This is a genomic window from Brachybacterium subflavum (genome assembly GCF_009299795.1).
Taxonomy (GTDB): domain Bacteria; phylum Actinomycetota; class Actinomycetes; order Actinomycetales; family Dermabacteraceae; genus Brachybacterium; species Brachybacterium subflavum.
This window is the reverse complement of sequence record NZ_VIGP01000003.1, coordinates 537,514-562,405: the sequence shown is the minus strand read 5'-3', so window position 1 is coordinate 562,405 and position 24,892 is coordinate 537,514. Positions and strand designations below refer to the sequence as shown.

Genomic DNA, 24,892 nt, shown 5'->3' with positions numbered 1-24,892 from the left:
GATGGCACGGGACATGCGGCGCGCTGCGAGCGCCGAGCCCGAGCGGACCGCGCTGGGACGGCTGCTCACGCTCACGGTCGGCGCCCCGGCCGCCGGCGGCACCTTCGTGGCCCGCCATGAGGGCCGCGTCGTGTTCGTGCGCGGCGCAGTCCCCGGTGAGACCGTCGTCGCGCGCCTGCTCGAGGACGCGAAGAACTCCGCGAAGGCGCGCTTCTGGCGCGCGGAGACGCTCGAGATCCTCGACCCCAGCCCCGACCGCGTGCCCAGCGTCTGGCCCGAGGCGGGGACCGACGGCGTCGGCGGGGCCGAGTGGGCGCACATCGGCCTGCACGCGCAGCGCCGCCTGGCCACCGAGGTCCTCCAGGACCTGCTGCGCCGTGCGGGCGTCTCGACCCTCACGACCGAGGAGGCGCAGGTCGAGCCCGCGCCCCACGACACCGACGGCCTGGGCTGGCGCACCCGGGTGCGCCTCACCCGTGGGGCCGACGGGCTGCTCGGCATGCGCGGCTGGCGCTCCCACGAGGTCCACCCGGTGGGGGAGAACCCTCTGGCGGCGGAGGAGATCCGCACCCTGGGCCTGCCCGATCTCGCGCTGCCCGAGGGGGTGGAGGCCGTCGATGCGGTCGCGCCGTCCGTCGGCCGCCCCGCCGTCGTCCTGATCGGTCGGGGCCTCTCGGCCGGAAGGGCCGACGGCTCCGGCGGATTCGAGGTGCCCGCAGGCCTCGTGGACGCCGATCTCGCCGTCCAGGGGCCGAACGGCCTCACCGCGCTCTCGGGCGACGGGATGGTCGCCGAGGAGGTCCTGGGACGGCGCTTCCGCGTGGGTGCGACGGGCTTCTGGCAGGTCCACCGCCAGGCCCCCGAGGTGCTCACCTCCGTGGTGCTGCGCGACACGGAGGCCCGCGAGGGCGACACCGTCTGGGACCTGTTCGGCGGCGTCGGGCTGTTCGCGGCCGCGCTGGCCGACGAGGTCGGGTCCGCGGGCCGCGTGCTCAGCGTGGAGGGCGACCGTCGCGCCGGGGCGCTGGCCGAGGAGAACCTCTCGGCCCTCCCGCAGGCGAGCGCCGAGACGGCCGACGTCGCCCCGTGGGTGCGCGCGCAGGAGAAGGACCCCGATCGCGTGGTCGTCGACCCGCCGCGCGCGGGCCTCGGCCCCGAGCTGATGGCGATGCTGTGCGCCCGCACCCGGGAGCGGATCGTCTACGTCTCCTGCGAGCCCTCGACGCTCGCGCGCGACCTGAAGGCCGCCGAGGAGGCCGGCTGGAGGGTCGAGGACCTGCGCGCCTTCGACCTGTTCCCCCACACGCATCACATCGAGTCGGTGGCGGTCCTGACTCGCGCCTCATGATATATTTATCTTGACGTCAAGAGATAGCGTCCGGGCGGACGGCCGGCGTCGGCCGCCGCGCACTCCCTGATCGGGGGTCGGACCAGCACTGCGAGCCGTCGGATCACGCACGCCCCTGCGGATTACGATGGCACCACGCCCCACAATCGAAGGAGTTGCGCTCCGTGAGCACCGTGAACTCGTTCGGCGCGAGGGAGAACCTCGCCGTCGGCGACACCGAGTACGAGATCTATGGCATCGACACCGTCGACGGCCACGAGAAGCTCCCCTACAGCCTGAAGATCCTGCTGGAGAACCTGCTGCGCACCGAGGACGGTGCGAACATCACCGCCGATCACGTGCGCGCCCTCGGGTCCTGGGACCCCAGCGCCGAGCCGGACACCGAGATCCAGTTCACGCCCGCCCGCGTGATCATGCAGGACTTCACCGGCGTCCCCTGCATCGTCGACCTCGCCACGATGCGCGAGGCCGTCTCCGACCTCGGCGGCGACCCGGAGCGCATCAACCCGCTCGCCCCCGCCGAGATGGTCATCGACCACTCCGTGATGATCGACGTCGCGGGTCGCCTCGACGCGCTCGAGAAGAACATGGAGCTCGAGTACGAGCGCAACCGCGAGCGCTACCAGTTCCTGCGCTGGGGCCAGACCGCCTTCGACGACTTCAAGGTCGTCCCCCCGGGCACCGGCATCGTCCACCAGGTCAACATCGAGTACCTGGCCCGCACCGTCATGACCCGCGAGGTGGACGGCGTGCTGCGCGCCTACCCCGACTCGTGCGTCGGCACCGACTCGCACACCACCATGGTCAACGGCCTGGGCGTGCTGGGCTGGGGCGTCGGCGGCATCGAGGCCGAGGCCGCGATGCTCGGCCAGCCCGTGTCGATGCTGATCCCGCGCGTGGTCGGCTTCAAGCTGACCGGCGAGATCCCGGCCGCGGCCACCGCGACGGACGTCGTCCTCACGATCACCGAGATGCTGCGCCAGCACGGCGTGGTCGGCAAGTTCGTCGAGTTCTACGGCGAGGGCGTCGGCCAGGTGCCGCTCGCCAACCGCGCGACCATCGGCAACATGAGCCCCGAGTTCGGCTCCACCTGCGCGATCTTCCCGATCGACGACGTCACGCTCGACTACCTGCGCCTGACCGGCCGCTCAGAGGAGCAGCTCGCGCTCGTCGAGGCCTACGCCAAGCGCCAGGGCCTGTGGCACGACCCGTCGACCGAGGCCCAGTACTCCGAGTACCTCGAGCTGGACCTTTCGACCGTCGTCCCCTCGATCGCCGGCCCGAAGCGCCCGCAGGACCGCATCATCCTCACGCAGGCCAAGGAGAGCTTCCGCGAGGTGCTCCCGAGCTATGCGGCCGACGGCGCCGTCTCGAGCCCGAACGCCGACGGCGGCGACGGCTCGTTCCCCGCCTCGGACCCCTCGACCCCGGACTCGGACAACGAGGCCGGCGGCCGCGCCCCCGAGCTGGACCTCAAGGTCCACGACCGCGCCTCGAAGCCCACCGCCGTCGAGGGCAAGGACTTCTCGATCGACCACGGCATCGTCTCGATCGCCTCGATCACGTCCTGCACCAACACCTCCAACCCCTCGGTGATGATGGCCGCCGGCATCCTCGCAAAGAACGCCGTCGAGAAGGGCCTGGTCTCGAAGCCATGGGTGAAGACCTCCCTGGCCCCCGGGTCGCAGGTCGTCACCGGCTACTACGAGAAGTCCGGTCTCACCGAGTACCTCGACGCGCTGGGCTTCCAGCTCGTCGGCTACGGCTGCACCACCTGCATCGGCAACTCGGGTCCGCTCGCGCCGGAGATCTCCGACGCGATCAACGAGGCCGATCTCGCCGTCACCTCGGTGCTCTCGGGCAACCGCAACTTCGAGGGCCGCATCAACCCCGACGTGAAGATGAACTACCTGGCGTCCCCGCCGCTGGTCATCGCCTACGCGCTCGCGGGCACGATGGACTTCGACTTCGAGAACGACGCGCTGGGCCGGGACAAGGACGGGAACGACGTGTTCCTGCGCGACATCTGGCCCTCGCCCACCGAGGTCGAGCAGACCATCGCCGAGAACATCACCCAGGAGATGTTCAAGGACGACTACGCCGACGTCTTCACGGGCGACGAGCGCTGGCGCTCGCTGGACACCCCCGAGGGCGCGACCTTCGACTGGGAGGGTGACTCCACGTACGTGCGCAAGCCCCCGTACTTCGAGGGCATGGGCAAGGACCCGGAGCCGGTCGAGGACATCGCGGGCGCCCGCGTGCTCGCCAAGCTCGGCGATTCGACGACCACGGACCACATCTCTCCCGCGGGCGCGATCAAGGCCGATTCCCCGGCCGGCCGCTACCTGCGCGAGCACGGCGTGGAGCGCAAGGACTTCAACTCCTACGGCTCCCGCCGCGGCAACCACGAGGTGATGATCCGCGGCACCTTCGCGAACATCCGCATCAAGAACCAGCTGCTCGACGGCGTCGAGGGCGGGTACACGAAGAACTTCCTGACCGGTGAGCAGGAGTTCATCTACGACGCGGCGCAGGCGTACGCCGAGCAGGACATCCCGCTGGTCGTCCTGGCCGGGAAGGAGTACGGCACCGGCTCCTCGCGCGACTGGGCCGCCAAGGGCACGAAGCTCCTGGGCGTCCAGGCCGTCATCGCCGAGAGCTACGAGCGCATCCACCGCTCGAACCTCATCGGCATGGGCGTGCTTCCCCTGCAGTTCCCCGCCGGCGAGACCGCCGAGTCCCTCGGCCTCACCGGGGAGGAGACCTTCGACATCGCCGGGATCACCGCCATCAACGACGGCGCGACCCCGAAGACCGTGAAGGTCACCGCGACCCGCGAGGGCGCCGACCCGATCGAGTTCGACGCGGTCGTGCGCATCGACACCCCCGGCGAGGCGGACTACTTCCGCAACGGCGGCATCCTGCAGTACGTGCTGCGCTCCCTCGTCGAGGCCTGATCCGCCGACGACGCACCCGACGGGCGCGGTGCCCGGGCTCGTGGCCCGGGCACCGCGCCCGTCTCGTGTGTCGGCCCGCAGGATCGTCGGCGGGCCGGGTCGCCGGCCCGCCGACCCGCCGACCCGCCGACCCGCCGGTGCCACGATGGCCAGGATCCATGTCGTTCTGATGCCCAGAACGTCATAGATCCTGGCCATCGTGCATTCCGAGGGCGACGGGGCTCCGCCCTCGCCCAGGATTCCCGTTGCGAGGCCGCACAGGTCCGGTCATGCTGGGCCGATGGCAGACGAGACGGACACCGCAGGAGCCCGGTCGCATGCGGCAGGCTCACCCGAGGCGCTCCGAGAGCTCTTCGACCTCGCAGAACTGGAGCCGGTCAGCCTGACGCGATTCGCCCGCGTGCACAGGGGGCGAACGGCCGGCGGCGAGTCCGTCGTCGTCAAGGTCACCGATCGCCGAGCCGAGGCGATGGCTCAGTGGACACGTGCCCTCGCGACGCGGGGCATACCCGTCGTCAGCCCGGTCCGCGGGCCCCTCGAGCACGCGGGGGAGCACTGGGTCGTCTACCCGTACATCGAGGGCGAGGTCTACGCAGGTCGCTCCGGACAGATCCGCAGTGCGGGCGATCTGCTGGGCAGGCTGCATGCGAGCGACGCACCCACCGCTGGGCTGGGGGAGTACGGGCACCCCGGGACCCGTCGAGCAGAGGTCGACAACGACCTCACTGGGCTGCGCGAGGTGTTCGACGCGAAGCTCGCCCCGGACGCCGCGCGCCAGGCCCGTTCCGCCGTCACCGCCCTCGCCGAACGATGGTGGTCACGGTCGTGGCCCCTCCTGAAGGATCGCGACGAGGAGCTGCCGCGATGCGGTGTGAGCTCGGACTTCAAAGCCTCCAACCTCGTCTTCGCAGAGCGCGGCCCCGTGCTCGTCGATCCCGACAACGGCGGGGTCGAGCCCGGGCCGCATCGTCGGCCCGGGCTGGAACCCCACCGGTCCTCTCGGCAACACCGATCCCGAGTCCTGGCGGGTCCAGTCCTCCGGAGACGTCCTGCGACTGCCCGGCAGCGGCATGGAGGCGATGCACCACCTCCACGCGGATGACGTCGCCCAGCTCTTCGAGCTCGCCGTGGGGAACCGCATGGCCTCTGCCGGGGAGGACTTCACCGCGGTCGCGCCGACCGCGCTGTCGGTGCGCGGAGACGTCGAGATCGCGTCGGGCTGGTTCGGGCAGCAGGCGAGCATCGAGCCGATCACGTGGGACGAGTACCGGGCGTCGACCAGCGAGCAGTTCGCGATCGAGAGCTGGGGCCATCTGCACCGCAGCCAGGTGTTCCGCATCGAGAAGGCGAGGAGCCCACTCGACTACGCCCCGGCGTAGGAGCCGGAGCAGGCGATCCTGGAGTCCGTCCGCTGGCTGATCGAGCAGGGCGAGCTGGAGGTGGCACGGCCGCTCCGGGTGTGACCGGGACGCCGGGTGCCGGGCGGGACGATCCCCGCTCACAGCATGCGCGGCCGTGCCGCACGCGCGGACGTCACCGCGGCGGCGCGACCCCCACGGGAAGGTCCTCGCCCTCGCGGGCGGTGAGCACGATCGGCTCGCCGTCGGTGACCTGCAGGGTGTGCTCGGCGTGCGCGCCGCGCGAGCCGTCGTCGGACATGACCGACCACCCGTCCCGGTCGGTGATGTGCACGGCGTCGGTCGAGTGCATGAGGAACGGCTCGACCGTGAGCAGCATGCCCGCCTCGAGCACCGGTCCCGTCCCGGCCGCGCCGTGGTTCGGGACGAAGGGCGCCTCGTGCATGGTGCGCCCCACGCCGTGCCCGCCGAACTCGTGGTTGATCACGTGGCCCAGGCGCCTGGCAGCGTCCTCGACGGCATGGCCGATGTCGCCCACGTGCGCGCCCGCGCGGACCTCCGCGATGCCGGCCCACATGGTCGTCTCGACGTCGGCGATGAGGGCGAGGTCCGCCGGGTCGGCGGCGCTCTGCGGCCCCACCACGAAGGACAGCGCCGCATCCGCGACCCACCCCTCGAGCTCCACGGCGAAGTCCAGGGAGAGCAGGTCACCGGCTTCGAGCACTCGCTCGTACGGCCTGCCGTGCAGCACGGTGTCGTTGACCGAGGTGCACATGACGCGGCCGAAGGGGTAGGCCCCGAAGCGCGGGTGGTAGTCGAGGTAGCAGCTGGTCGCCCCGGCCTCGCGGATCATCCGGTGGGCCTCGGCGTCGATGTCGAGCAGGGAGTCGCCGACGGACACGGTCTCGCGCAGGTGCGAGAGCACGCTCGCGACGAACCGCCCTGCGGGGACTGCCTCGGAGGTCGTGGGCCGCTGCGGTGCGGGGCGCTGGCGGCGACGGCGCAGGATCATCGGCGGCGTGCCTCCTCGTCGGCCGACGGCGCCGGGCTCGTGGCGCCGGCGACCACGCGCGCGTCGGCAGCGGACGGGGCGAGGTCGGTCCACGAGAAGCACGTCGAGACGATCGCGGTGACGGCCGCGGTGAACAGCGCGGCGCCGGTCATGTGGAGGCCGACGAGCACCTCGGGCAGTCCGGTGAAGTACTGCGTGTAGCCGATGACGGCCTGCAGCAGCGTGACCGCGACGACGAGCCAGGCGGTGCGGCGGGTGCGGCGCGGGGCCTTCATCAGGTAGAGGCACAGCATCAGCCCGACGAGCAGGCCGCAGAACAGCATCACCGAGTCCGCGTGCAGCCAGGACACGGTGCGCGGGTCCAGGCCCAGGCGCAGCGTGGCGTCGATGTCGCCCGAGTGCGGCCCGGAGTTCGTGGTGAGGGTGCCCAGGAACAGGACTGCGGCGGCGACGACCGCCATCACCGCGGAGAGCGCGACGAGCGGGGTCGGCACCACGCGCCGGAGACGTCCGTCGCCGTCGTGGACCCGCACCACGAGGATCGCCGAGACCACGACGAGGGCGATAGAGATCAGGAAGTGCGGGGCGACGGCGATCGGGTGCAGGTCCAGCTTCACGACCGCCATCCCGACGATCGCCTGCGCCGCGGTGCCGACGAGCGGGAGGATCGAGAGCACGAGGAAGGAGGTGCCCTTCCTGCGCAGCCACAGCAGCGCGACGACGAGCAGCGCGATCGCGAAGATGCCGAGCACCCCGGTGAGCGTGCGGTTGCCGAACTCGATGAACGGGCGGATGCCCATGTCCGGCGAGTAGCGGGGCGTGAACTGGCCGGGCTCGCAGCTGGGCCACGTGGTGCACCCCAGTCCGGACTTCGTCAGCCGCACCACGCCGCCGGTGACTATGATGCCCATCTGGCAGATGAGGTTCCCCCAGAAGACCACCTGCACGAGTCGGCGCTTCCACGGGGCGAGCGCAGCGAGGGAGGCGGAGGCGGTGCCGGGGCGGGCGGAGCCGGACGCGACGGGGGCGGTGGTCATGGGGCGGTCCTCGCGAGTGGGAAGGGACGACGGGGCGATGAGGGGGCGGTGATCGCAGGTGCGATCGGCACCTGGTCAGGGGTGCTCACGTGCGTGCTCACGCGGAGGTCCAGCGGAACCAGCGGGCCACGGCGAGCGACGCCGCGACCGCCCAGAGGACGAGCACCACGAGCGAGCCGACGGGGAAATGTGCGCCCGCCAGGACGGCGCGCAGCAGCTCGCCGAGCGCCCCGGAGGGCAGCAGGTCGACGAGGCCGCCGAGCATGCGCGGATAGGCGGCCGAGGGGATCGCGACGCCGCCGACGGCCACGAACAGCACGAACAGCACGTTGGAGACGGCGAGGACGGCCTCGGTGCGCAGCGTGCCGGCGACCAGCAGACCGAGGGCCCCGAAGGCGATGGTGCCCACGAGCCAGATCGGGACGGCCTCGATCAGCCCGACCGGATGGGGCCTCCACCCCAGGATCAGCGCGATAACGCCCAGCACCACGACCTGCAGCACGTGCACGCAGAGCGTCGCGAGGATCTTCCCGGCGAGGTAGCCGTCCCGGCCCAGCGGTGTGGTCGCGATCCAGCGCAGCACCCCGCCGCGGCGGTCGAAGCCGGTCTGGATGGCCTGCGAGGTGAAGGACGTGGAGATCAGGGCGGTCGCGGCGGTCGCGGCGACCGCGGTGTCGATCGAGGCGAGGCCGTCGACGCGGCCGACGGGCACGAAGCGCAGCGCGAGCAGCACGAGCGCGGGCATGAGGATCGCGACCATGAGCTGCTCGCCGTTGGTCAGCAGGATGCGGGCCTCTAGCGCGGCGTGGGCGAGGATGCGGCGAGCCCTCGGCGCGGGCGCTGCGCGGTGCTCGGCGGCGGGGAGCGTGGTCATCGGGCGTGCTCCTGCGCTTCTCGCTCGTCGATGAGGTCCAGCAGGACGTTCTCGAGGTCGGCGGCGCCGCCGGTCGTGATCTCGAGCTCGGCGCCGTGGCGTGCGGCCGTCTCGCGCAGGTCCTTCGCGAGGACGCCCGCCACGGAGGGGTCGACGCCGCGGGCGCGGGCGCTGAGCGTGAGCGTCGCGTCGGGGGCGCGGTGGGCGGCGATCACCTCGTCGACGGTCCCGGCGGCGACGGTGCGTCCGCCGGAGATGACGACGACCTGGTCGGCGAGCCCCTCGACGTCGTCCATGAGGTGCGTGGTGAGGACGACGGCGGTGCCGGTGCGGGCGAGCGCCCTGATCAGGTCGCGCACGGTGCGGCGGATCGCCGGGTCCATGCCGGCCGTCGGCTCGTCGAGGAACACCAGCTCAGGGCGGCCGACGATCGCGAGAGCCAGGGCCAGGCGCTGACGCTGCCCGCCCGAGAGGCGGCGCACGAGCGTGCCGGCGAACTCGGTGATCCCCAGGTGCTCGGCGACCTCGTCGACCGCGAGCGGGTCGGCGTAGAGCTCGGCGCCGTAGCGCAGCAGCTGCAGGGCGGTCGCACCGGAGGCGAGCCCGCCGTCCTGGATCATCACGCCCACCCGCGCCCGCAGCTCGGCGCTCGCGCGCCACGGGTCCTCGCCCAGCACGCGCACGGTGCCGGCGTCGGGATGCAGGAGACCGGTCGCGCAGCCGATGGTGGTGGTCTTGCCGGCGCCGTTGGGACCCAGCAGTGCGGTGACCTCGCCGCGATGCGCGCGGAACTCGACGCCGTCCAGGGCGCGCACGGAGCCGAAGCTGCGCGTGAGGCCCTGGGCCTCGAGAGCGGGGGAGTGGTCGTTCATGACGCCGACCATGCTAGGCCCCCGCTCCCGGGAGGTCCCTGCACCTGTGACCCGGCTCCATCCATCGGGCCGGACCTCATCCATCGGGCCGGACCTCGGTCCTCCGGGACGGCAGGGAGCCTCAGCGGCCCGTCGGATGCAGGGGAGTGTGCGCGGGATCGACGACCTCGTCGGCCTTCGGAGGCAGCGGCGCGGTGCCGCCGGGGCCCCAGGTGTCGGTCTCGAAGCGGTCGCGGTCGTGGGCCTCGAGGAAGATCGAGGTGTCCGGTCCCAGCGGCACGATCCGCGTGGGGTTCAGGTCGGTCTGCACCACGTAGTAGTGCTCCTTGATGTGCTGGAAGTCGACCGTGTCGCCGAAGCCCGGCGTCTGGAACAGGTCCTTCGTGTAGTTCCAGAGGTTGGGCATGCTCGCGAGCGGCTGACGGTTCGCCTTGAAGTGCGAGTGGTAGACGGGATCGAAGCGCACCAGGGTCGGGAACAGGCGCACGTCGGCCTCGGTGATCGCGGGGCCCATGAGATAACGGGAGCGGGAGAGGCGGTCCTCGAGCGCGTCGAGGCTCTCCCAGAGGTCCGTGTAGGCATCCTCGTAGGTCTCCTGAGAGCCGGCGAACCCGGTCTTGTACACGCCGTTGTTCACGTGGTGGAGCACCCAGTGATTGAGCTCGTCGATCTCCGCGCGCTGCGCCTCGGGGTAGAGGTCGGGCGCGCCCTCGCGGTGGAACTGCGTCCACTGGGTCGCGAAGTCGAGCGTGATCTGGTTGAAGTCGTTGGTGACCACGCCGCCGGTGGGGACGTCCACCATCGCGGGCACGGTGATGCCGCGCGGGTAGTCGGGGTAGCGCGCGAAGTAGGCCTGCTGGAGGCGCTCGATGCCGAGCACCGGATCCTTGCCGCCCGGGTCGAGGTCGAAGGTCCACGAGCGCTTGTCGTGCGTGGGGCCGGCGATCGCCATCGAGATCGCGTCCTCGAGGCCCAGCAGGCGGCGCGAGATGATCGTGCGGTTCGCCCAGGGGCAGGCGCGCGAGACGGCGAGGCGGTAGCGACCCGCCTCGACGGGCCACGGGCTCGACCCGTCGGACGTGATGCGGTCGGGGATGTAGTTCATGTCGCGATCGAAGGCCTCGCCCGCGTGGACGTACGAGCCGGTCTGGTCGTTCGGGTCCTTCTCCATCTCCATGTCTCCTCCTCCGTGACGGTCCAGGGCATCTCCCGGACACCGACCATGATAGTTGAAGGATGAACTATGTGCACGCCTGCGCGATGACGACCAGGGGGAGCGGCGCCGATCGCCGGGTCGCCGGTGTGCTCTCGGTGCGCCGTCGCGTCGACCGCTGTCGCGTCGCCGACCTGCGGTGAGCCTTGCCTTACGTGGGCAGACGCACGTCGGGCCCTCGATTCCCCCTGCCTTTTCGCAACGTCCGGGTTGTAAAATCGGTCATGTCGGCGTCGCCCGCGTCGACCCCGCAAGGGAAGGAGGGCATCCGATGGCAGCGCACGCAGCGCCGCAGCAGCGCGACTCCGCCGCGCCGCACGGCATTCGAGAACAGCCCGACCAGCAGGACCGGGCCGAGCGCCAGGACCGGACCGGCCACCCGGACGGCACCGAGCAGCACGATCGGACCGAGCACAGGGACACCCGCGAGCGGCTCATCGATGCGATCTCCGCCCACGGCCCGATCTCGGCCCGAGCCCTCGCCGAGATGTTCGGCCTCACCAGCGCCGCCGTCCGTCGGCACCTCTCCGCCCTCGAGGCCGACGGCGTGATCGAGGAGCACGACGTCCCCGTGCACCAGCGCGGGCGCGGACGCCCCTCCAAGAGCTTCGTGCTCTCTGCCTCCGCTCACGAGGACCTCGGGAGCGAGTACGACGACCTGGCGATGCTCGCGCTCGACGAGCTCGCCCGACGCGGCGGGGGAGAGGCGCTCACGCATCTCGCCTGCGCACGCGTCGCCCCCTGGGAGGAGGACCTCTCCGCCCGCGTCGACGAGCTCGAGGAGGCGGGCGAGGAGGTCTCCCGCGCGCGTCGCGTCGAGATCCTCGCCGGCATCCTCACCGAGCGCGGCTACGCCGCCACGGTGCGCCCCGTGACCGTGACCATCCCGGCCTCCGGGACGTCCGGCAGGCCGCGTACGGTGGAGACTGCCCAGCTGGTCCAGGGCCACTGCCCGATCCAGGACGTCGCCGCTCGCCACCCCGAGCTGTGCGAGGCGGAGACCACGGCCATCGGCCGGATGGCGGGAGCGCCCGTCCAGAGGCTCGCGACACTGGCAGGCGGCGCCCACGCCTGCACGACCCACATTCCGCTCACGGAGGGAAACACACCACGATGACGAGTGCACCCGAGCAGCAGATGAGCCAGGACGAGATCATCTCGTCCATCGGCAACTACGCCTTCGGCTGGCACGACGAGGACGCCGCCGGCGCCTCGGCCCGCCGCGGGCTGGACGAGGAGGTCGTGCGCGACATCTCCGCGAAGAAGAGCGAGCCCGAGTGGATGCTCGAGCGCCGCCTGAAGGGCCTGCGCCTGTTTGACAAGAAGCCGATGCCCCAGTGGGGCGCCGACCTCTCCGGGATCGACTTCGAGAACATCAAGTACTTCGTCCGCTCGACGGAGAAGCAGGCCGCGAGCTGGGACGACCTCCCGGACGACATCAAGGAGACCTACGACCGCCTGGGCATCCCCGAGGCCGAGAAGCAGCGTCTCGTGGCCGGCGTCGCCGCCCAGTACGAGTCCGAGGTCGTCTACCACCAGATCCGCGAGGACCTCGAGGCCCAGGGCGTCATCTTCATGGACACCGACACCGGCCTGAAGGAGCACCCGGAGCTGTTCGAGGAGTACTTCGGCACCGTCATCCCGGCCGGTGACAACAAGTTCTCCGCCCTGAACACCGCGGTGTGGTCCGGCGGCTCCTTCGTCTACGTCCCGCCGGGCGTGCACGTGGAGATCCCGCTCCAGGCCTACTTCCGGATCAACACCGAGAACATGGGCCAGTTCGAGCGCACCCTGATCATCGCCGACGAGGGCTCCTACGTGCACTACGTCGAGGGCTGCACCGCGCCGATCTACCAGACCGACTCGCTGCACAGCGCCGTCGTCGAGATCGTCGTGAAGAAGAACGCCCGCGTGCGCTACACGACCATCCAGAACTGGTCGAACAACGTGTACAACCTCGTCACCAAGCGCACCACCGTCGAAGAGGGTGGCACCATGGAGTGGGTCGACGGCAACATCGGCTCCAAGGTCACCATGAAGTACCCGGCGGTGTGGCTGATGGGCGAGCACGCCCGCGGCGAGACCCTGTCGATCGCCTTCGCGGGCGAGAACCAGCATCAGGACACCGGCTCGAAGATGGTGCACATGGCGCCCCACACCTCGAGCTCGATCGTCTCGAAGTCGGTCTCGCGCGGCGGTGGCCGCTCGAGCTACCGCGGGCTCGTGCAGGTGATGCCGGGCGCCGAGCACAGCGCCTCGACCGTGCTGTGCGACGCCCTGCTGGTGGACACGATCTCCCGCACCGACACCTACCCCTATGTCGACGTGCGCGTCGACGACGTGCAGATGGGCCATGAGGCCACCGTCTCCAAGGTCTCCGAGGAGCAGCTCTTCTACCTGATGAGCCGCGGCATGGAGGAGACGGAGGCGATGGCGATGATCGTGCGCGGGTTCATCGAGCCCATCGCGCGCGAGCTGCCCATGGAGTACGCGCTCGAGCTGAACCGCCTGATCGAACTGCAGATGGAAGGAGCCGTCGGCTGATGACGACGACCGATGTGAAGGGTCCCGAGAGCACGGGGGACGAGCAGGCCAACGAGGCGGTCGGCGGCGCCGCGGGCGCCGCCCCCGTCGCCGCTCAGGACGTGCTCGTCGAGGACGAGGACCGCGGAGAGGCCGGGCGCACCGTCCGGGCGGAGCTCGAGGACGAGGGCATCGCGCTGCCCGGCTCCCCGGCCTCCGGAGAGGATTCGCACGCCACCCGCGCGAACCGGGTGCGCTCCTTCGAGGTCGCGGACTTCTCCCGGCCGACGTCCAAGGACGAGGAGTGGCGCTTCACGCCGCTGCGCGTGCTCTCCCCGCTGTTCGAGGACCTGCCCACCGAGGACCTCGAGGGCGATCCGGCCGTCGGCTACGAGGTGACGGTCCCCGAGGGCGCCCCCGAGTGCTCGACGCTCGCCCCGGGCCAGAGCCCGCGGGGCAGCGCGCTCGTGCCCGAGGACATCGTCTCCGCGGTGGCCTCGGCCCGCACCGAGCAGGCGCTGCACCTGCGGGCTCCCCGCGGCGCCGAGCTCTCCGATCCGTTCCGCGTGGCGATCTCCGGACGCGGCGCGGAGCGCCGCGGCAACGCCCACGTGGTGCTGGAGACCGAGGAGTCGTCCGTCGCGACCTTCGTGCTGGACCACACGGGCAGCGCGCGGTTCGCCGAGAACGTCGAGATGATCGTCGGCGACAACTCGCAGATGACCGTGATCTCCCTGCAGAACTGGGACGACGACGCCCTGCACATCTCGGCCCACCACTCGCGCCTGGGACGCGATGCGCGGCTGAAGCACATCGTGGTGACCCTCGGCGGCCGGGCGGTGCGCATCAACGCGATCGGCGAGTTCAGCGCCCCCGGCTCGGAGCTCGAGAAGCTGGGCCTGTACTTCTCCGACGAGGGTCAGTTCCTCGAGCACCGCATCTTCGTGGACCACGCGGCCCCGAAGTGCACCTCGAACTCGGCCTACAAGGGCGCGCTGCAGGGCAAGGGCGCGCGGTCGGTCTGGGTGGGCGACGTGCTCATCCGCAAGGAGGCCGAGGGCACCAGCACCTACGAGCTGAACCGCAACCTCGTGCTCACCGAGGGCGCCCGCGCCGATTCGGTGCCGAACCTCGAGATCGAGACCGGGGAGATCGAGGGCGCCGGCCACGCCGCCGCCACCGGTCGCTTCGACGACGAGCAGCTGTTCTACCTGCGCGCCCGCGGCATCCCGGAGCTCGAGGCCCGCAGACTCGTCGTCCGCGGCTTCTTCGCCGAGCTGATCCAGCAGATCGACGTCCCCGAGATCCGCGAGGCCCTCACCGACTCGATCGAGGCGGAGCTGCAGCGGAGCATGAACTGATGAGCGACTCCTTCGTCCCCGTCGCGCGCCTGACGGACCTCGCCCCCGGCGAGGCCCTGGGTCTCGAGGTCTCCGGCCTCGAGATCGCTCTGGTGCGCGACGAGGACGGGGGAGTGCACGCCCTCGCGGACATCTGCTCCCACGACGACGTCGCGCTGTCCGACGGCGACGTCGAGGGATGCACGCTGGAGTGCTGGAAGCACGGGAGCCAGTTCGACCTGGTGACCGGACGCCCCCTCCAGCTGCCCGCCGTCCGTCCCGTCCCCGTCTATCCCGTCCGCGTCGACGCGGACGGCCAGATCGCCGTCGACCCCGAGCATGCGCTCACCGGGTCCGCGGGCTGAGCGGCCGTCCTCCCGGCGCACCGAACGTCCTGTCACTTCCGAAGGAGACCACCCACCATGTCGATCCTCGAGATCCGCGATCTGCACGCCACCGTCGAGACCCCTGAGGGCACCAAGGAGATCCTCAAGGGCGTCGACCTCACCATCCGCAGCGGCGAGACCCACGCGATCATGGGCCCCAACGGCTCCGGCAAGTCCACGCTCGCCTACTCCATCGCCGGTCACCCCAAGTACGAGATCACCTCGGGCACCGTGACGCTCGACGGCGAGGACGTCCTCGCGATGAGCGTCGACGAGCGCGCCCGCGCCGGCCTGTTCCTGGCCATGCAGTACCCGGTCGAGGTCCCCGGCGTCACGGTCTCGAACTTCCTGCGCACCGCCAAGACCGCGATCGACGGCGAGGCACCGGCCCTGCGCACCTGGGTCAAGGACGTGCGCGGCGCGATGGACAACCTGAAGATGGATCCCGTCTTCGCCGAGCGCAACGTCAACGAGGGCTTCTCCGGCGGTGAGAAGAAGCGCCACGAGATCCTCCAGATGGAGCTGCTGAAGCCGTCCATGGCGATCCTCGACGAGACCGACTCCGGCCTCGACGTCGACGCGCTGCGCGTGGTCTCGGAGGGCGTGAACCGCGCCAAGGACACGACCGACGTGGGCATCATGCTGATCACCCACTACACGCGCATCCTCAACTACATCAAGCCCGACTTCGTGCACGTGTTCGTGAACGGCCGGGTCGCCGAGCAGGGCGGCCCCGAGCTCGCCGAGCGCCTCGAGGCCGAGGGCTACGAGCGCTTCCTCACGGGTGCCAAGTGACCGCCCCGGCGAACGACGGAGCGGACGCCCAGGCCCCGGCCGAGGGCGCGGTGCCGGCTGACGTCGCGGTCTCGGCTGACGGCCCAGCTCCGGCCGTCGGCGCGCCCGCGTCGGACGGCGCCGCCGCGATGGAGGGTGAGCCCTCGACCTTCGTGAGCGAGGAGGAGGTGCGCGAGTCCCTCAAGGACGTCATCGACCCCGAGCTCGGGATCAACGTCGTGGACCTCGGCCTCGTCTACGGCATCACCGTGGACCAGGGCAACGCCGTGGTCGACATGACGCTGACCTCCGCCGCGTGCCCGCTCACCGATGTGCTCGAGGAGCAGACCTTCGCGGCGCTGGACCCCATCTGCGAGACGCACCGCATCAACTGGGTGTGGATGCCGCCGTGGGGCATGGAGATGATCACCGAGGACGGCCGCGAGCAGCTGAGGGCCATCGGCTTCAACCTCTGACGGCCGAGGCCCGGGCGTCCGCCCCGTGCCACGGCGGGCCCTCGGGTACCCCGTGGCAGGCGCCCGTTCCTGGCCGGCCTCTCGCTGAGACCACCCGCGCGACCGCACGTGAGTGGTCCCGGTGAGGACAATGCACCGGACAGTGCTGCGCAATCGTTGTTATGGAGCCTCATAACGACCATTGCGCAGCACTGTTCGTGGTTCCGGGGTCGGTGAGCGGGCCGTGACCGGTCCGGGCACGTCTCGGAGCATGTCGGCATTGCGCCGCCCCCGGTGACCGCGTTCGCGACCGCCGCGCGGTCGCCCCGTCCTCAGCGCAGCACGACGGCGGGCTCGACCGCGTCGATCCCGTGGGCCTCGCCGACGCCGGTGTTGGTGAGCGTCCCGGCGTGGGCGTTGAGCCCCTTGGCGAGCGCGGCGTCCGCGCGCAGGGCATCGCGCCACCCGGAGCCGGCGATGCGCATCACGTAGGGGAGCGTCGCGTGCGTGAGCGCTGCGGTCGCCGTGACCGGAACGCTCCCGGGCATGTTCGCGACGCAGTAGAAGTTCGTGTCATGCACGCGGAACGTGGGCGCGTCGTGCGTGGTGGCATGGGAGCCCTCGAAGCAGCCGCCCTGGTCGATCGCGACGTCCACGAGCACCGAGCCGGGCTTCATCGTGCTCACCATCTCGTCGGTCACGAGCTTGGGGGCGCGCCTGCCGGGGATCAGCACGGAGCCGATCACCACGTCGGCCTGACGGATCATCTCGGAGAGGTCCAGGCGCGTGGAGTAGCGGGTGAGGATGGCGCCGGAGTGGACGGTCGCGATCTCCTGGAGCCGCGCGATGTTCACGTCCATCACGGTGACGTCGGCATGGAGGCCGTTCGCCATCATCGCGGCCTGCTCGCCCACGACCCCGCCGCCGATCACGAGCACCTTCGCCTCGCTCGTGCCGGGCACGCCGCCCATCAGCACACCCGAACCGCCGAGGGGCTTCATGAGGTGGTAGGCCGCGACCTGGGTGGCGAGCCGCCCGGCGATCGCGCTCATCGGCGCGAGCAGCGGCAGGGAGCGGTCTGCCCTCTGCACCGTCTCGTAGGCGATGGCCGTGGCCCCGGAGTCGAGGACCGCGCGGGTGAGTGACGCGTCGGCCGCGAGGTGGAGATAGGTGAACAGGATCTGTCCCTCGCGCAGCAGCGCCTGCTCGCTCGGCAGGGGCTCCTTGACCTTGACGATCATCTCGGCGCCGCCCCACACGTCGACGGCGTCGGGCACGATCCTCGCTCCTGCCTCCGCGAAGTCCTCGTCGCGCACGCCCGCCCCGAGGCCCGCCGAGGCCTCCACGAGCACCTCGTGCCCGGCGTGGGTGAGCTCGTGCACGCCGGCGGCGGTCAGACCCACCCGGTACTCGTTGTTCTTGATCTCGCGGGGGACCCCGATGATCATGCTCGCTCCTTCGACGACGCGATCTGCGGCCTGCGGCGCGCCCCGCCGGCCGGAGGACCTCGATGTCCTCCTCACCACATCACAGCACACGGGAGCGGTGTTCGGGGGCGTCCTCGGCAGGGGAGGATCTAGGGTGGACCGGGCCCCGGAGCGGGGTCCCGTCCACTGCGCGAGGAGCCCTTCCGTGATCACCGTCTCCGACCTCGAGATCCGCATGGGAGCGCGGCTGCTCATGAGCGGAGTGTCCTTCCAGGTGACCGCGGGCGACCGCATCGGTCTCGTCGGCCGCAACGGCGCCGGCAAGACCACCCTCACCAAGGTCCTCTCCGGCACCCTGCAGCCCACCGAGGGGCGCGTCGAGGTGAGCGGGGAGCTCGGGTACCTGCCGCAGGACACCCACACCGGCGATCCCGATCAGCTGGTGATCGCCCGCATCCTCTCCGCCCGCGGCCTCGACGACATCATGCAGCGCCTCCGCCGGGCCGAGCTCGACATGGCCGACATGACCATCTCCGACGCCAAGCGCGAGAAGGCGATGGACCGCTACGTGCGGATCGACGCCGAGCTCACCTCTCGAGGCGGTTACGCCGCGGAGTCCGAGGCCCGCCGGATGGCGGCGAACCTGGGCCTCCCGGACCGTCTGCTCGAGCAGGGCCTCGGCACGCTCTCGGGCGGCCAGCGCCGTCGCGTCGAGCTCGCGAGGATCCTGTTCTCCCAGGCGGACACGATGATCCTCGACGAGCCGACGAACCACCTCGACGCCGACTCGATCATCTGGCTGCGCGACTACCTCATGACCTACAAGGGCGGGCTGATCGTCATCAGCCACGACGTGCAGCTCGTCGAGCAGGTCGTGAACAAGGTGTTCTACCTCGACGCCAACCGCGGCGCGATCGACATCTACAACATGGGCTGGAAGCTCTACCTGCGCCAGCGCGAGGACGACGAGAAGCGTCGCAAGCGCGAGCGGCAGAACGCGGAGAAGAAGGCCACCCAGCTCACCGCGCAGGCGGAGAAGATGCGCGCGAAGGCCACCAAGGCCGTCGCCGCCCAGAACATGCTCCGCCGCGCCGAGCGCATGCTCGACGGCGTCGAGGGCGAACGGCAGCAGGACCGCGTCGCCTCCCTGCGCTTCCCCAAGCCGGCCCCCTGCGGGAAGACCCCGCTGATGGCGGAGGACCTCTCCAAGTCCTACGGGAGCCTGGAGATCTTCACCGGGGTCGATCTCGCGATCGACCGCGGCAGCCGCGTCGTCGTCCTGGGGCTGAACGGCGCCGGCAAGACCACGCTGCTGCGGGTGCTCGCCGGCGTCGACGCGTCCGACACCGGACGCATCATCCCCGGCCACGGCCTGCGCGTCGGCTACTACGCGCAGGAGCACGAGACGCTCGACCCGGACCGCACGGTGCTCGAGAACATGATGACGGCCGCCATCGAGCTGCCCGAGGTCGAGGCCCGCAAGATCCTCGGCTCCTTCCTGTTCAGCGGGGACGACGTGCACAAGCCCGCGGGCGTGCTCTCGGGCGGGGAGAAGACCAGGCTCGCCCTGGCCACGCTCGTGGTCTCGAGCGCGAACGTGCTGCTCCTGGACGAGCCGACGAACAACCTCGACCCCGCGAGCCGCGAGGAGATCCTCGGTGCGCTCGCGGCCTTCGAGGGCGCCGTCATCCTGGTCTCCCACGATCCGGGCGCCGTCCGCGCGCTCTCGCCCGAGCGCGTGCTGGTGATGCCCGACGCGGTCGAGGACCTGTGGAACCAGAGCTACGAGGAGCTCATCGAGCTCGCCTGACAGCAGAACACGGCTGTATCTCGCGACATCGCGTCTTTCGTGCGTGATGCGGCTAGACTCGCGGCCATGTTCGTCCTCACCGTCGACCAGCACGACAGCCGGCGCACCACCGATCGCGTGCCCGAGCTGATCGCGGCCCTGCACGACGTGCCCTTCCGCCTGCGTCCCGAGCGGACGGCAGGCGACGAGGTGCAGATGCTCGCCGACTCGGCCGACGCGGTGCTCGCCTGCGTGCTGCGCATGCTCGAGCTCGGCGGCTGGAGCGTGGGAGTCGGCATCGGACCGGTCGAGCTCCCGCTGCCGGCCTCCGTGCGCGAGGGACGCGGGGACGCCTTCATCGCCGCGCGCCGCGCCGTCGAGAGCGCCCGGCGCACCAGCTCGATCCCCGTGAGCGTGCGCACCGCCGATCCCCGTCAGCGGGAGCAGACCGAGGAGCTGCAGGCGCTGCTGCGCCTGGTCGGACGCGAGGTCGCCTCCCGCAAGCCCGGGCAGTGGCGCGTGGTCCACGCGATGCGCGAGGACCCCTCGGCCACGCAGGCGCAGATCGCGGAGCGCCTCGAGGTGACCCAGCAGACCGTCTCCCGCGCCTACACCACGAGCGGCTGGCGCGAGGAACAGGCCGTGCACCCGCTGGTGCGGCGCCTGCTCGCGATGCTCGACCTCACCTCGGACCGCTCGATGGACCGTCCGGGCCATCTGCCATGATCCAGGACATGCTCACCCACCTGCCCGAGCTCGCGGTGATCGTGCTCGCCCTGCTGCTCGCCTCGCTCGGCGGCTGGCCGCTGTCCTCTCTCGTGCTGCGCCTGTCGCGCTCGCCCCGGCGCGCCCGTCCGGCCGCGCAGCGTCCGGGCGAGGTCCCCGTCCTCGAGGCGCCCGCGCATCCGGCGAAGGAGTGGACCACCCCGGAGCTGCTGCGCGGAGGACTCTGGATCGGACTGCTCGAGAGGGTCGCCGTGACCGCCTGCGTGCTCGCCGATCACCCCGAGATGATCGCGGTCGTCGTCGCCCTCAAGGGCCTCGGACGGTATCCCGAGCTGCGGTCCCACGAGGGCGCCTCCGAGCGGTTCCTCGTGGGCACCTTCGCCTCCCTGCTGTGGGCGGTCGCGATCGGCGCGATCGGTCTCGCCCTGCTGCGCATGGTCGCCTGAGAGGGCGGCGCTGGGCCGAGCGATGCGAGCTTCGCTACGTCGGGGCGTCCGCGAGGCGCTCGGGGGAGCGGAGGATGCGGGTCCAGGCGGTAAAGTGGATGAGCCTGCGGCGTGACCTCGATCGCGCCGCACGCGCACCGCAAGGCGCGAGAGCGCACACCGGGCGAGACGCCCGTCGACTCCCGAGGAGACCCATGGCGACGACCAACGACCTCAAGAACGGCATCGTGCTGAACCTGGACAACCAGCTCTGGCAGGTCGTCGAGTTCCAGCACGTGAAGCCGGGCAAGGGCCCCGCCTTCGTGCGCACCAAGATCAAGAACGTGCTGTCGGGCAAGACGGTCGACAAGACCTTCAACGCCGGCGTGAAGGTGGAGACCGCGACGGTCGACAAGCGCGACATGCAGTACTCCTACCTCGACGGCGACCTCTACGTCTTCATGGACACCACCACCTGGGAGCAGACCAACGTCCCCGGCGACATCGTCGGCGATGCCAAGGACTTCCTGCTCGAGGGCGCCGACGTCGTCGTCGCCTTCCACGACGAGAAGGTGCTCTACGTCGAGCTGCCCGCGAGCGTCGTGCTGGAGATCACGCACACCGAGCCGGGCCTGCAGGGCGACCGCTCGTCCGGCGGGACCAAGCCCGCCACCCTCGAGACCGGCCGCGAGATCCAGGTGCCGCTGTTCCTCGAGCAGGGCACCAGGGTCAAGGTCGACACCCGCTCCGGCGACTACCTCGGGCGCGCCTGACGTGCAGGACCCGCTGAGCCTTCCCCTGCCCGGTCGCGAGGGCGAGGAGGTCGAGCTGCTGGAGACGCATCCTGCGAACCCCAAGCGCCTGACCTCCCGCTCCCGCGAGCGGGTGCGGGCGATCGACGTCGTCTTCGAGGCCGACGCCCGTGAGCGCGACCTGCGCGAGGTCCTCGCCGAGCGGCGACTGCGCACGGCGGCCCAGACCGCGCTTCCCGAGCGCTCCGCGCACCTGGTGGAGCTCGTGGCCGCGCACCGCGAGGAGATCGACGAGCAGCTCTCGACCCACAGCCGCGACTGGCCACTGCACCGCATGCCCGCCGTGGATCGCGCGATCCTGCGCACCGGAGCCGCCGAGATCCTCCACGACACCCCGGCCGACGGCGTGGGCCCCGTGATCGGCGAGTACGCGACGATCGCGCGCGAGCTGTCCACCGAGGACTCCCCGCGCTTCGTCAACGGCCTGCTGCAGCGCATCGGCGAGATGCGCGATCTGCTGGGCTGAGCGCCGCGCGCCCGCCCGCTGCTCTGAGACCTCCGCTACAGCTCCCGCCACCACCTGAGACGGCGCGCGGGAGCGCGCGCACCGCGCGCTACGATCAACAGCGATCGCACCGATCCACCACCCTTTAACCTCGCGTCCCGTGAGACGCGGAAGGGAGAAGATCATGACCGCAGATCGACCGGGCCCCACTGCGCCCGGGAGCGAGAAGACCGTCCTGGACCAGGACGACATCTCCCGCTCCCTCACGCGCATCGCCCACGAGATCATCGAGACCGGCCACGGGGCCGACGACCTCGTGCTGCTGGGCATCCCGCATCGCGGCGTCCCCCTCGCGCTGCGCATCGCCGCCATCATCGCCGAGGCCGAGGGTGCCGGGCGCGACCCGGATTCCCTGGCCGGCGCCCTGGACATCACCCTGTACCGGGACGACCTGCGCCGCAGCCCCGCACGGCTGCCGCACCCCACGCACATCCCCTCCGGCGGGATCGACGGGAAGGTCGTCGTCCTCGTCGACGACGTCCTCTACTCCGGCCGCACCGTGCGCGCCGCCCTCGACGCGCTCTCCGCGATCGGTCGTCCCGCCGTCGTGCGCCTCGCGGTCCTCGTGGACCGCGGTCACCGCGAGCTGCCGATCCGCGCCGACCACGTCGGCAAGAACCTGCCCACCTCGCGCAGCGAGCGCGTGGGCGTGCTGCTCACGGAGACCGACGGCGAGGACGCGGTGAAGATCTCCCACCCCGCGTCTCCCGAGAACGAGGGGGCACGTCGATGAAGCACCTGACCGGGATCGGCGACCTCGACCGCGCCTCCGCGATCGAGCTGCTGGACACCTCGACCCGCATGGTCGCCACGCAGGAGCGGCAGATGCGCAAGCTGCCCACCCTCGTCGGCACCACCGTGGTGAACCTCTTCATGGAGGACTCCACCCGCACCCGCATCAGCTTCGAGGCCGCCGCCAAGCGGCTCTCCGCCGACGTCATCAACTTCTCCGCCAAGGGCTCGAGCATCTCCAAGGGGGAGTCGCTCAAGGACACCGCGCTGACCCTGCGCGCGATGGGAGCGGACGCCGTGGTGGTGCGCGCCCCCGCCTCCGGTGCGGCGCACAAGCTCGCCCATTCGGGCTGGATCGACGTCCCGATCGTCAACGCGGGCGACGGCACCCACCAGCATCCCACCCAGGCGCTCCTGGACTCCTTCACCCTGCGCCGCCACCTCGGCGGCGAGCAGCGGGCCGGGGAGCGCGACGGGAGCGTCGACGGTCTGGGCCTGGACGGTCTGCACGTGGTGGTCGTCGGCGACATCATGCACTCGCGCGTCGCCCGCTCGAACGTGCAGCTGATGACGCTGCTCGGCGCTCGTGTCACGCTGGTCGCGCCGCCCTCGCTGGTCCCCGTCGGGGCCGACGTCTGGCCCTGCGACGTGCTCTACGACCTCGATGAGGCGATCGCCCTGGCGCCCGACGCCGTGATGATGCTGCGCGTCCAGCGCGAGCGCATGCTCGGCGGCGGCTACTTCCCGAGCGCGGCCGAGTACACGCGGCGCCTCCAGCTCACCCAGGCGCGCGCCGACCGTCTGCCCGCGCACGCGATCGTCATGCACCCGGGCCCGATGAACCGCGGCTTCGAGATCGCCGGGGGAGTGGCCGACGGCCCCCGCAGCGTGATCGTCGAGCAGGTCGCGGCGGGCGTGAGCGTCCGCATGGCCGTGCTCTTCCACCTGCTGGCCTCCAACGCGAGGGAGGAATCATGACCCCCACCACAGCTTCCGCCGAGTCCGCGGCCGCCGGTGCCGCCGCGGCCCCCGCCGCCCTGCTGATCCGCGGCGGCCGCCCCTATGGCGAGGACGTGGCCGACGTCCTGGTCCAGGACGGGACGATCGCCGCCGTCGGCGCCGACCTCGAGGCGCCCGAGGGCGCCGAGGTCATCGACGCCGAGGGCTGCGTCGTCCTGCCGGGCCTCGTCGACCTGCACACCCACCTGCGCGAGCCCGGCGGCGAGGAGGCCGAGACCGTCGAGACCGGAACCCGCGCCGCCGCCCGCGGCGGCTTCACCGCCGTGCACGCGATGGCCAACACGACGCCCGTCGCGGACACCGCGGGAGTCGTCGAGCAGGTCCTCCAGCGCGGGGAGGACGCCGCCTGGTGCGCCGTCCACCCCATCGGCGCCGTCACCGTGGGGCTGGCCGGTGAGCGCCTCGCCGAGCTCGACGCGATGGCGGGCTCCCGCGCCCGCGTCCGCGTGTTCAGCGACGACGGCAAGTGCGTCTCCGACCCGGTGCTCATGCGCCGCGCCCTGGAGTACGTGAAGACCTTCGACGGCGTGATCGCCCAGCACGCGCAGGACCCGCGCCTGACCGAGGGCGCGCAGATGCACGAGGGCCGCGTCTCCGCAGAGATCGGCCTCACCGGCTGGCCCAGCGTCGCCGAGGAGTCGATCATCGCCCGCGACGTGCTGCTGGCCGAGCACGTGGGCTCGCGACTGCACGTCTGCCATCTCTCGACCGCCGGCAGCGTCGAGATCGTGCGCTGGGCCAAGCAGCGCGGTGTGGACGTGACCGCCGAGGTCACCCCGCACCACCTGCTGCTCACCGACGAGGAGGCGCGCGGCTACGACGCGGTGTACAAGGTGAACCCGCCGCTGCGCACGCAGGCCGACGTCGAGGCCGTGCGCGAGGGACTGGCCGACGGCACGATCGACATCGTCGCGACGGACCACGCTCCGCACCCGGCCGATGCCAAGGACCGCGAGTGGGACACCGCCGCGTTCGGCATGACGGGCCTGGAGACCGCCCTCGGGATCGTCCAGCAGACGATGGTGGACACCGGGGCCCTGAGCTGGCGGGACGTCGCCCGGGTGCTCTCGGAGACTCCCGCCCGGATCGCCCGTGACGTCGACCAGGGCCGCCCGCTCGCAGTCGGTGAGGTCGCCCACGTGCTGGTCTGGGATCCGCGGTCGGCCGCCGAGGTGGACCCCGGGGAGCACGCCTCCCGCGGAAGGAACTCGCCCGTGGCTGGCCGCACCCTGCCCGGACGCAACCGGCTCACCCTGCTCGCCGGCCGCCCCACGGTGCGGGACTCCCGCCTCGCGGAGCACTGAGCG

The 24,892-nt window shown here is 71.4% G+C and carries 24 protein-coding genes; 18 read left to right on the top strand and 6 right to left on the bottom strand.

Going from position 1 to position 24,892, the window contains the following annotated elements; all coding sequences use genetic code 11:
• The first annotated feature begins 1 nt into the window (after position 1).
• The 4 genes from FHG10_RS09615 to FHG10_RS09600 all read left to right on the top strand — a co-directional run bounded on the left by FHG10_RS09615 (position 2) and on the right by FHG10_RS09600 (position 5,684).
• A complete protein-coding gene (locus FHG10_RS09615; protein WP_227488153.1) occupies positions 2-1,348 on the top strand; it encodes a class I SAM-dependent RNA methyltransferase in 1,347 nt (448 codons plus the stop codon).
• 164 nt (positions 1,349-1,512) lie between these two features.
• Complete coding sequence (gene acnA, locus FHG10_RS09610; protein WP_152353082.1) at positions 1,513-4,305, top strand: aconitate hydratase AcnA; 2,793 nt, start codon at positions 1,513-1,515, stop codon at positions 4,303-4,305.
• Between the two features lie 280 nt (positions 4,306-4,585).
• Entirely contained in the window at positions 4,586-5,407 is an 822-nt protein-coding gene (locus tag FHG10_RS18495) for a phosphotransferase (RefSeq protein WP_152353081.1), read from the top strand.
• Positions 5,385-5,684, top strand: coding sequence for an NAD-dependent epimerase/dehydratase family protein (locus tag FHG10_RS09600; protein ID WP_193636250.1), 300 nt, complete (start codon positions 5,385-5,387; stop codon positions 5,682-5,684). The genes FHG10_RS18495 and FHG10_RS09600 overlap by 23 nt, the downstream gene beginning before the upstream one ends.
• Positions 5,685-5,838: 154 nt before the next feature.
• Here FHG10_RS09600 and map read toward each other — a convergent pair whose 3' ends face one another.
• From map to FHG10_RS09575, 5 genes are all read right to left on the bottom strand, one after another.
• A complete protein-coding gene (gene map / locus FHG10_RS09595) occupies positions 5,839-6,675 on the bottom strand; it encodes a type I methionyl aminopeptidase (RefSeq protein WP_152353080.1) in 837 nt (278 codons plus the stop codon).
• Positions 6,672-7,712, bottom strand: coding sequence for a COX15/CtaA family protein (locus FHG10_RS09590; protein ID WP_152353079.1), 1,041 nt, complete (start codon positions 7,710-7,712; stop codon positions 6,672-6,674). Before FHG10_RS09590 ends, map begins: the two co-directional genes overlap by 4 nt.
• Positions 7,713-7,809: 97 nt before the next feature.
• On the bottom strand, positions 7,810-8,586 hold the full coding sequence (locus FHG10_RS09585; RefSeq protein WP_152353078.1) for an ABC transporter permease: 777 nt from the start codon (positions 8,584-8,586) through the stop codon (positions 7,810-7,812).
• Positions 8,583-9,458, bottom strand: a complete 876-nt coding sequence (locus tag FHG10_RS09580; RefSeq protein ID WP_152353077.1) for an ABC transporter ATP-binding protein — start codon at positions 9,456-9,458, stop codon at positions 8,583-8,585. Before FHG10_RS09580 ends, FHG10_RS09585 begins: the two co-directional genes overlap by 4 nt.
• Before the next feature lie 121 nt (positions 9,459-9,579).
• Positions 9,580-10,635 carry a glutathione S-transferase family protein gene (locus FHG10_RS09575; RefSeq protein ID WP_152353076.1) on the bottom strand — a complete coding sequence of 352 codons (1,056 nt, stop codon included), beginning with the start codon at positions 10,633-10,635 and terminating at the stop codon, positions 9,580-9,582.
• A gap of 307 nt (positions 10,636-10,942) precedes the next feature.
• On the opposite strand from FHG10_RS09575, the gene FHG10_RS09570 reads away from it, so the two are divergent.
• From FHG10_RS09570 to FHG10_RS09545, 6 genes are all read left to right on the top strand, one after another.
• Positions 10,943-11,788, top strand: a complete 846-nt coding sequence (locus FHG10_RS09570; RefSeq protein ID WP_152353075.1) for a helix-turn-helix transcriptional regulator — start codon at positions 10,943-10,945, stop codon at positions 11,786-11,788.
• Positions 11,785-13,215, top strand: a complete 1,431-nt coding sequence (gene sufB, locus FHG10_RS09565) for a Fe-S cluster assembly protein SufB (RefSeq protein ID WP_152353074.1) — start codon at positions 11,785-11,787, stop codon at positions 13,213-13,215. Before FHG10_RS09570 ends, sufB begins: the two co-directional genes overlap by 4 nt.
• Entirely contained in the window at positions 13,215-14,555 is a 1,341-nt protein-coding gene (gene sufD, locus FHG10_RS09560; RefSeq protein ID WP_152353073.1) for a Fe-S cluster assembly protein SufD, read from the top strand. The genes sufB and sufD overlap by 1 nt, the downstream gene beginning before the upstream one ends.
• The gene (locus FHG10_RS09555) at positions 14,555-14,899 is read left to right on the top strand and encodes a non-heme iron oxygenase ferredoxin subunit (RefSeq protein WP_152353072.1); all 345 of its coding nucleotides are present in this window, start codon (positions 14,555-14,557) and stop codon (positions 14,897-14,899) included. The genes sufD and FHG10_RS09555 overlap by 1 nt, the downstream gene beginning before the upstream one ends.
• Before the next feature lie 57 nt (positions 14,900-14,956).
• A complete protein-coding gene (gene sufC / locus FHG10_RS09550) occupies positions 14,957-15,715 on the top strand; it encodes a Fe-S cluster assembly ATPase SufC (protein ID WP_152353071.1) in 759 nt (252 codons plus the stop codon).
• A gap of 128 nt (positions 15,716-15,843) precedes the next feature.
• Complete coding sequence (locus tag FHG10_RS09545) at positions 15,844-16,170, top strand: metal-sulfur cluster assembly factor (RefSeq protein WP_152353219.1); 327 nt, start codon at positions 15,844-15,846, stop codon at positions 16,168-16,170.
• Between the two features lie 311 nt (positions 16,171-16,481).
• On the opposite strand, the gene ald is transcribed toward FHG10_RS09545, so the two are convergent.
• Positions 16,482-17,597 (bottom strand): alanine dehydrogenase, encoded by a 1,116-nt coding sequence (gene ald / locus FHG10_RS09540; RefSeq protein WP_152353070.1) that lies wholly within the window; start codon positions 17,595-17,597, stop codon positions 16,482-16,484.
• Between the two features lie 184 nt (positions 17,598-17,781).
• Here ald and FHG10_RS09535 point away from each other — a divergent pair, with 184 nt between their 5' ends.
• The 8 genes from FHG10_RS09535 (at position 17,782) to FHG10_RS09500 (ending at position 24,889) form a co-directional block, all read left to right on the top strand.
• Positions 17,782-19,386, top strand: a complete 1,605-nt coding sequence (locus tag FHG10_RS09535) for an ABC-F family ATP-binding cassette domain-containing protein (protein WP_152353069.1) — start codon at positions 17,782-17,784, stop codon at positions 19,384-19,386.
• 66 nt (positions 19,387-19,452) lie between these two features.
• Positions 19,453-20,091: a MarR family transcriptional regulator gene (locus FHG10_RS09530; protein ID WP_152353068.1), complete on the top strand. Its 639-nt coding sequence runs from the start codon at positions 19,453-19,455 to the stop codon at positions 20,089-20,091.
• Between the two features lie 8 nt (positions 20,092-20,099).
• Positions 20,100-20,537 carry a hypothetical protein gene (locus tag FHG10_RS09525; RefSeq protein ID WP_152353067.1) on the top strand — a complete coding sequence of 146 codons (438 nt, stop codon included), beginning with the start codon at positions 20,100-20,102 and terminating at the stop codon, positions 20,535-20,537.
• A gap of 194 nt (positions 20,538-20,731) precedes the next feature.
• Positions 20,732-21,289, top strand: a complete 558-nt coding sequence (efp, locus tag FHG10_RS09520; protein WP_152353066.1) for an elongation factor P — start codon at positions 20,732-20,734, stop codon at positions 21,287-21,289.
• Between the two features lies 1 nt (position 21,290).
• The gene (gene nusB, locus FHG10_RS09515; protein WP_227488152.1) at positions 21,291-21,794 is read left to right on the top strand and encodes a transcription antitermination factor NusB; all 504 of its coding nucleotides are present in this window, start codon (positions 21,291-21,293) and stop codon (positions 21,792-21,794) included.
• Between the two features lie 163 nt (positions 21,795-21,957).
• Complete coding sequence (gene pyrR / locus FHG10_RS09510; RefSeq protein ID WP_152353065.1) at positions 21,958-22,566, top strand: bifunctional pyr operon transcriptional regulator/uracil phosphoribosyltransferase PyrR; 609 nt, start codon at positions 21,958-21,960, stop codon at positions 22,564-22,566.
• Positions 22,563-23,543, top strand: a complete 981-nt coding sequence (locus FHG10_RS09505) for an aspartate carbamoyltransferase catalytic subunit (protein ID WP_152353064.1) — start codon at positions 22,563-22,565, stop codon at positions 23,541-23,543. The genes pyrR and FHG10_RS09505 overlap by 4 nt, the downstream gene beginning before the upstream one ends.
• Positions 23,540-24,889, top strand: coding sequence for a dihydroorotase (locus tag FHG10_RS09500; protein WP_152353063.1), 1,350 nt, complete (start codon positions 23,540-23,542; stop codon positions 24,887-24,889). The genes FHG10_RS09505 and FHG10_RS09500 overlap by 4 nt, the downstream gene beginning before the upstream one ends.
• The last annotated feature ends 3 nt before the right edge of the window (positions 24,890-24,892 follow it).

What these genes read in the sequence shown, in the direction of transcription:
- FHG10_RS09615 (WP_227488153.1), top strand. Translation starts at nt 2, where the DNA reads ATGGCACGGGACATGCGGCGCGCTGCGAGCGCCGAGCCCGAGCGGACC.
- FHG10_RS18495 (WP_152353081.1), top strand. Translation starts at nt 4,586, where the DNA reads ATGGCAGACGAGACGGACACCGCAGGAGCCCGGTCGCATGCGGCAGGC.
- FHG10_RS09600 (WP_193636250.1), top strand. Translation starts at nt 5,385, where the DNA reads ATGCACCACCTCCACGCGGATGACGTCGCCCAGCTCTTCGAGCTCGCC.
- map (WP_152353080.1), bottom strand. Translation starts at nt 6,675, where the DNA reads ATGATCCTGCGCCGTCGCCGCCAGCGCCCCGCACCGCAGCGGCCCACG.
- FHG10_RS09590 (WP_152353079.1), bottom strand. Translation starts at nt 7,712, where the DNA reads ATGACCACCGCCCCCGTCGCGTCCGGCTCCGCCCGCCCCGGCACCGCC.
- FHG10_RS09585 (WP_152353078.1), bottom strand. Translation starts at nt 8,586, where the DNA reads ATGACCACGCTCCCCGCCGCCGAGCACCGCGCAGCGCCCGCGCCGAGG.
- FHG10_RS09580 (WP_152353077.1), bottom strand. Translation starts at nt 9,458, where the DNA reads ATGAACGACCACTCCCCCGCTCTCGAGGCCCAGGGCCTCACGCGCAGC.
- FHG10_RS09575 (WP_152353076.1), bottom strand. Translation starts at nt 10,635, where the DNA reads ATGGAGATGGAGAAGGACCCGAACGACCAGACCGGCTCGTACGTCCAC.
- FHG10_RS09570 (WP_152353075.1), top strand. Translation starts at nt 10,943, where the DNA reads ATGGCAGCGCACGCAGCGCCGCAGCAGCGCGACTCCGCCGCGCCGCAC.
- sufB (WP_152353074.1), top strand. Translation starts at nt 11,785, where the DNA reads ATGACGAGTGCACCCGAGCAGCAGATGAGCCAGGACGAGATCATCTCG.
- sufD (WP_152353073.1), top strand. Translation starts at nt 13,215, where the DNA reads ATGACGACGACCGATGTGAAGGGTCCCGAGAGCACGGGGGACGAGCAG.
- FHG10_RS09555 (WP_152353072.1), top strand. Translation starts at nt 14,555, where the DNA reads ATGAGCGACTCCTTCGTCCCCGTCGCGCGCCTGACGGACCTCGCCCCC.
- sufC (WP_152353071.1), top strand. Translation starts at nt 14,957, where the DNA reads ATGTCGATCCTCGAGATCCGCGATCTGCACGCCACCGTCGAGACCCCT.
- FHG10_RS09545 (WP_152353219.1), top strand. Translation starts at nt 15,844, where the DNA reads ATGGAGGGTGAGCCCTCGACCTTCGTGAGCGAGGAGGAGGTGCGCGAG.
- ald (WP_152353070.1), bottom strand. Translation starts at nt 17,597, where the DNA reads ATGATCATCGGGGTCCCCCGCGAGATCAAGAACAACGAGTACCGGGTG.
- FHG10_RS09530 (WP_152353068.1), top strand. Translation starts at nt 19,453, where the DNA reads ATGTTCGTCCTCACCGTCGACCAGCACGACAGCCGGCGCACCACCGAT.
- FHG10_RS09525 (WP_152353067.1), top strand. Translation starts at nt 20,100, where the DNA reads ATGCTCACCCACCTGCCCGAGCTCGCGGTGATCGTGCTCGCCCTGCTG.
- efp (WP_152353066.1), top strand. Translation starts at nt 20,732, where the DNA reads ATGGCGACGACCAACGACCTCAAGAACGGCATCGTGCTGAACCTGGAC.
- pyrR (WP_152353065.1), top strand. Translation starts at nt 21,958, where the DNA reads ATGACCGCAGATCGACCGGGCCCCACTGCGCCCGGGAGCGAGAAGACC.
- FHG10_RS09505 (WP_152353064.1), top strand. Translation starts at nt 22,563, where the DNA reads ATGAAGCACCTGACCGGGATCGGCGACCTCGACCGCGCCTCCGCGATC.
- FHG10_RS09500 (WP_152353063.1), top strand. Translation starts at nt 23,540, where the DNA reads ATGACCCCCACCACAGCTTCCGCCGAGTCCGCGGCCGCCGGTGCCGCC.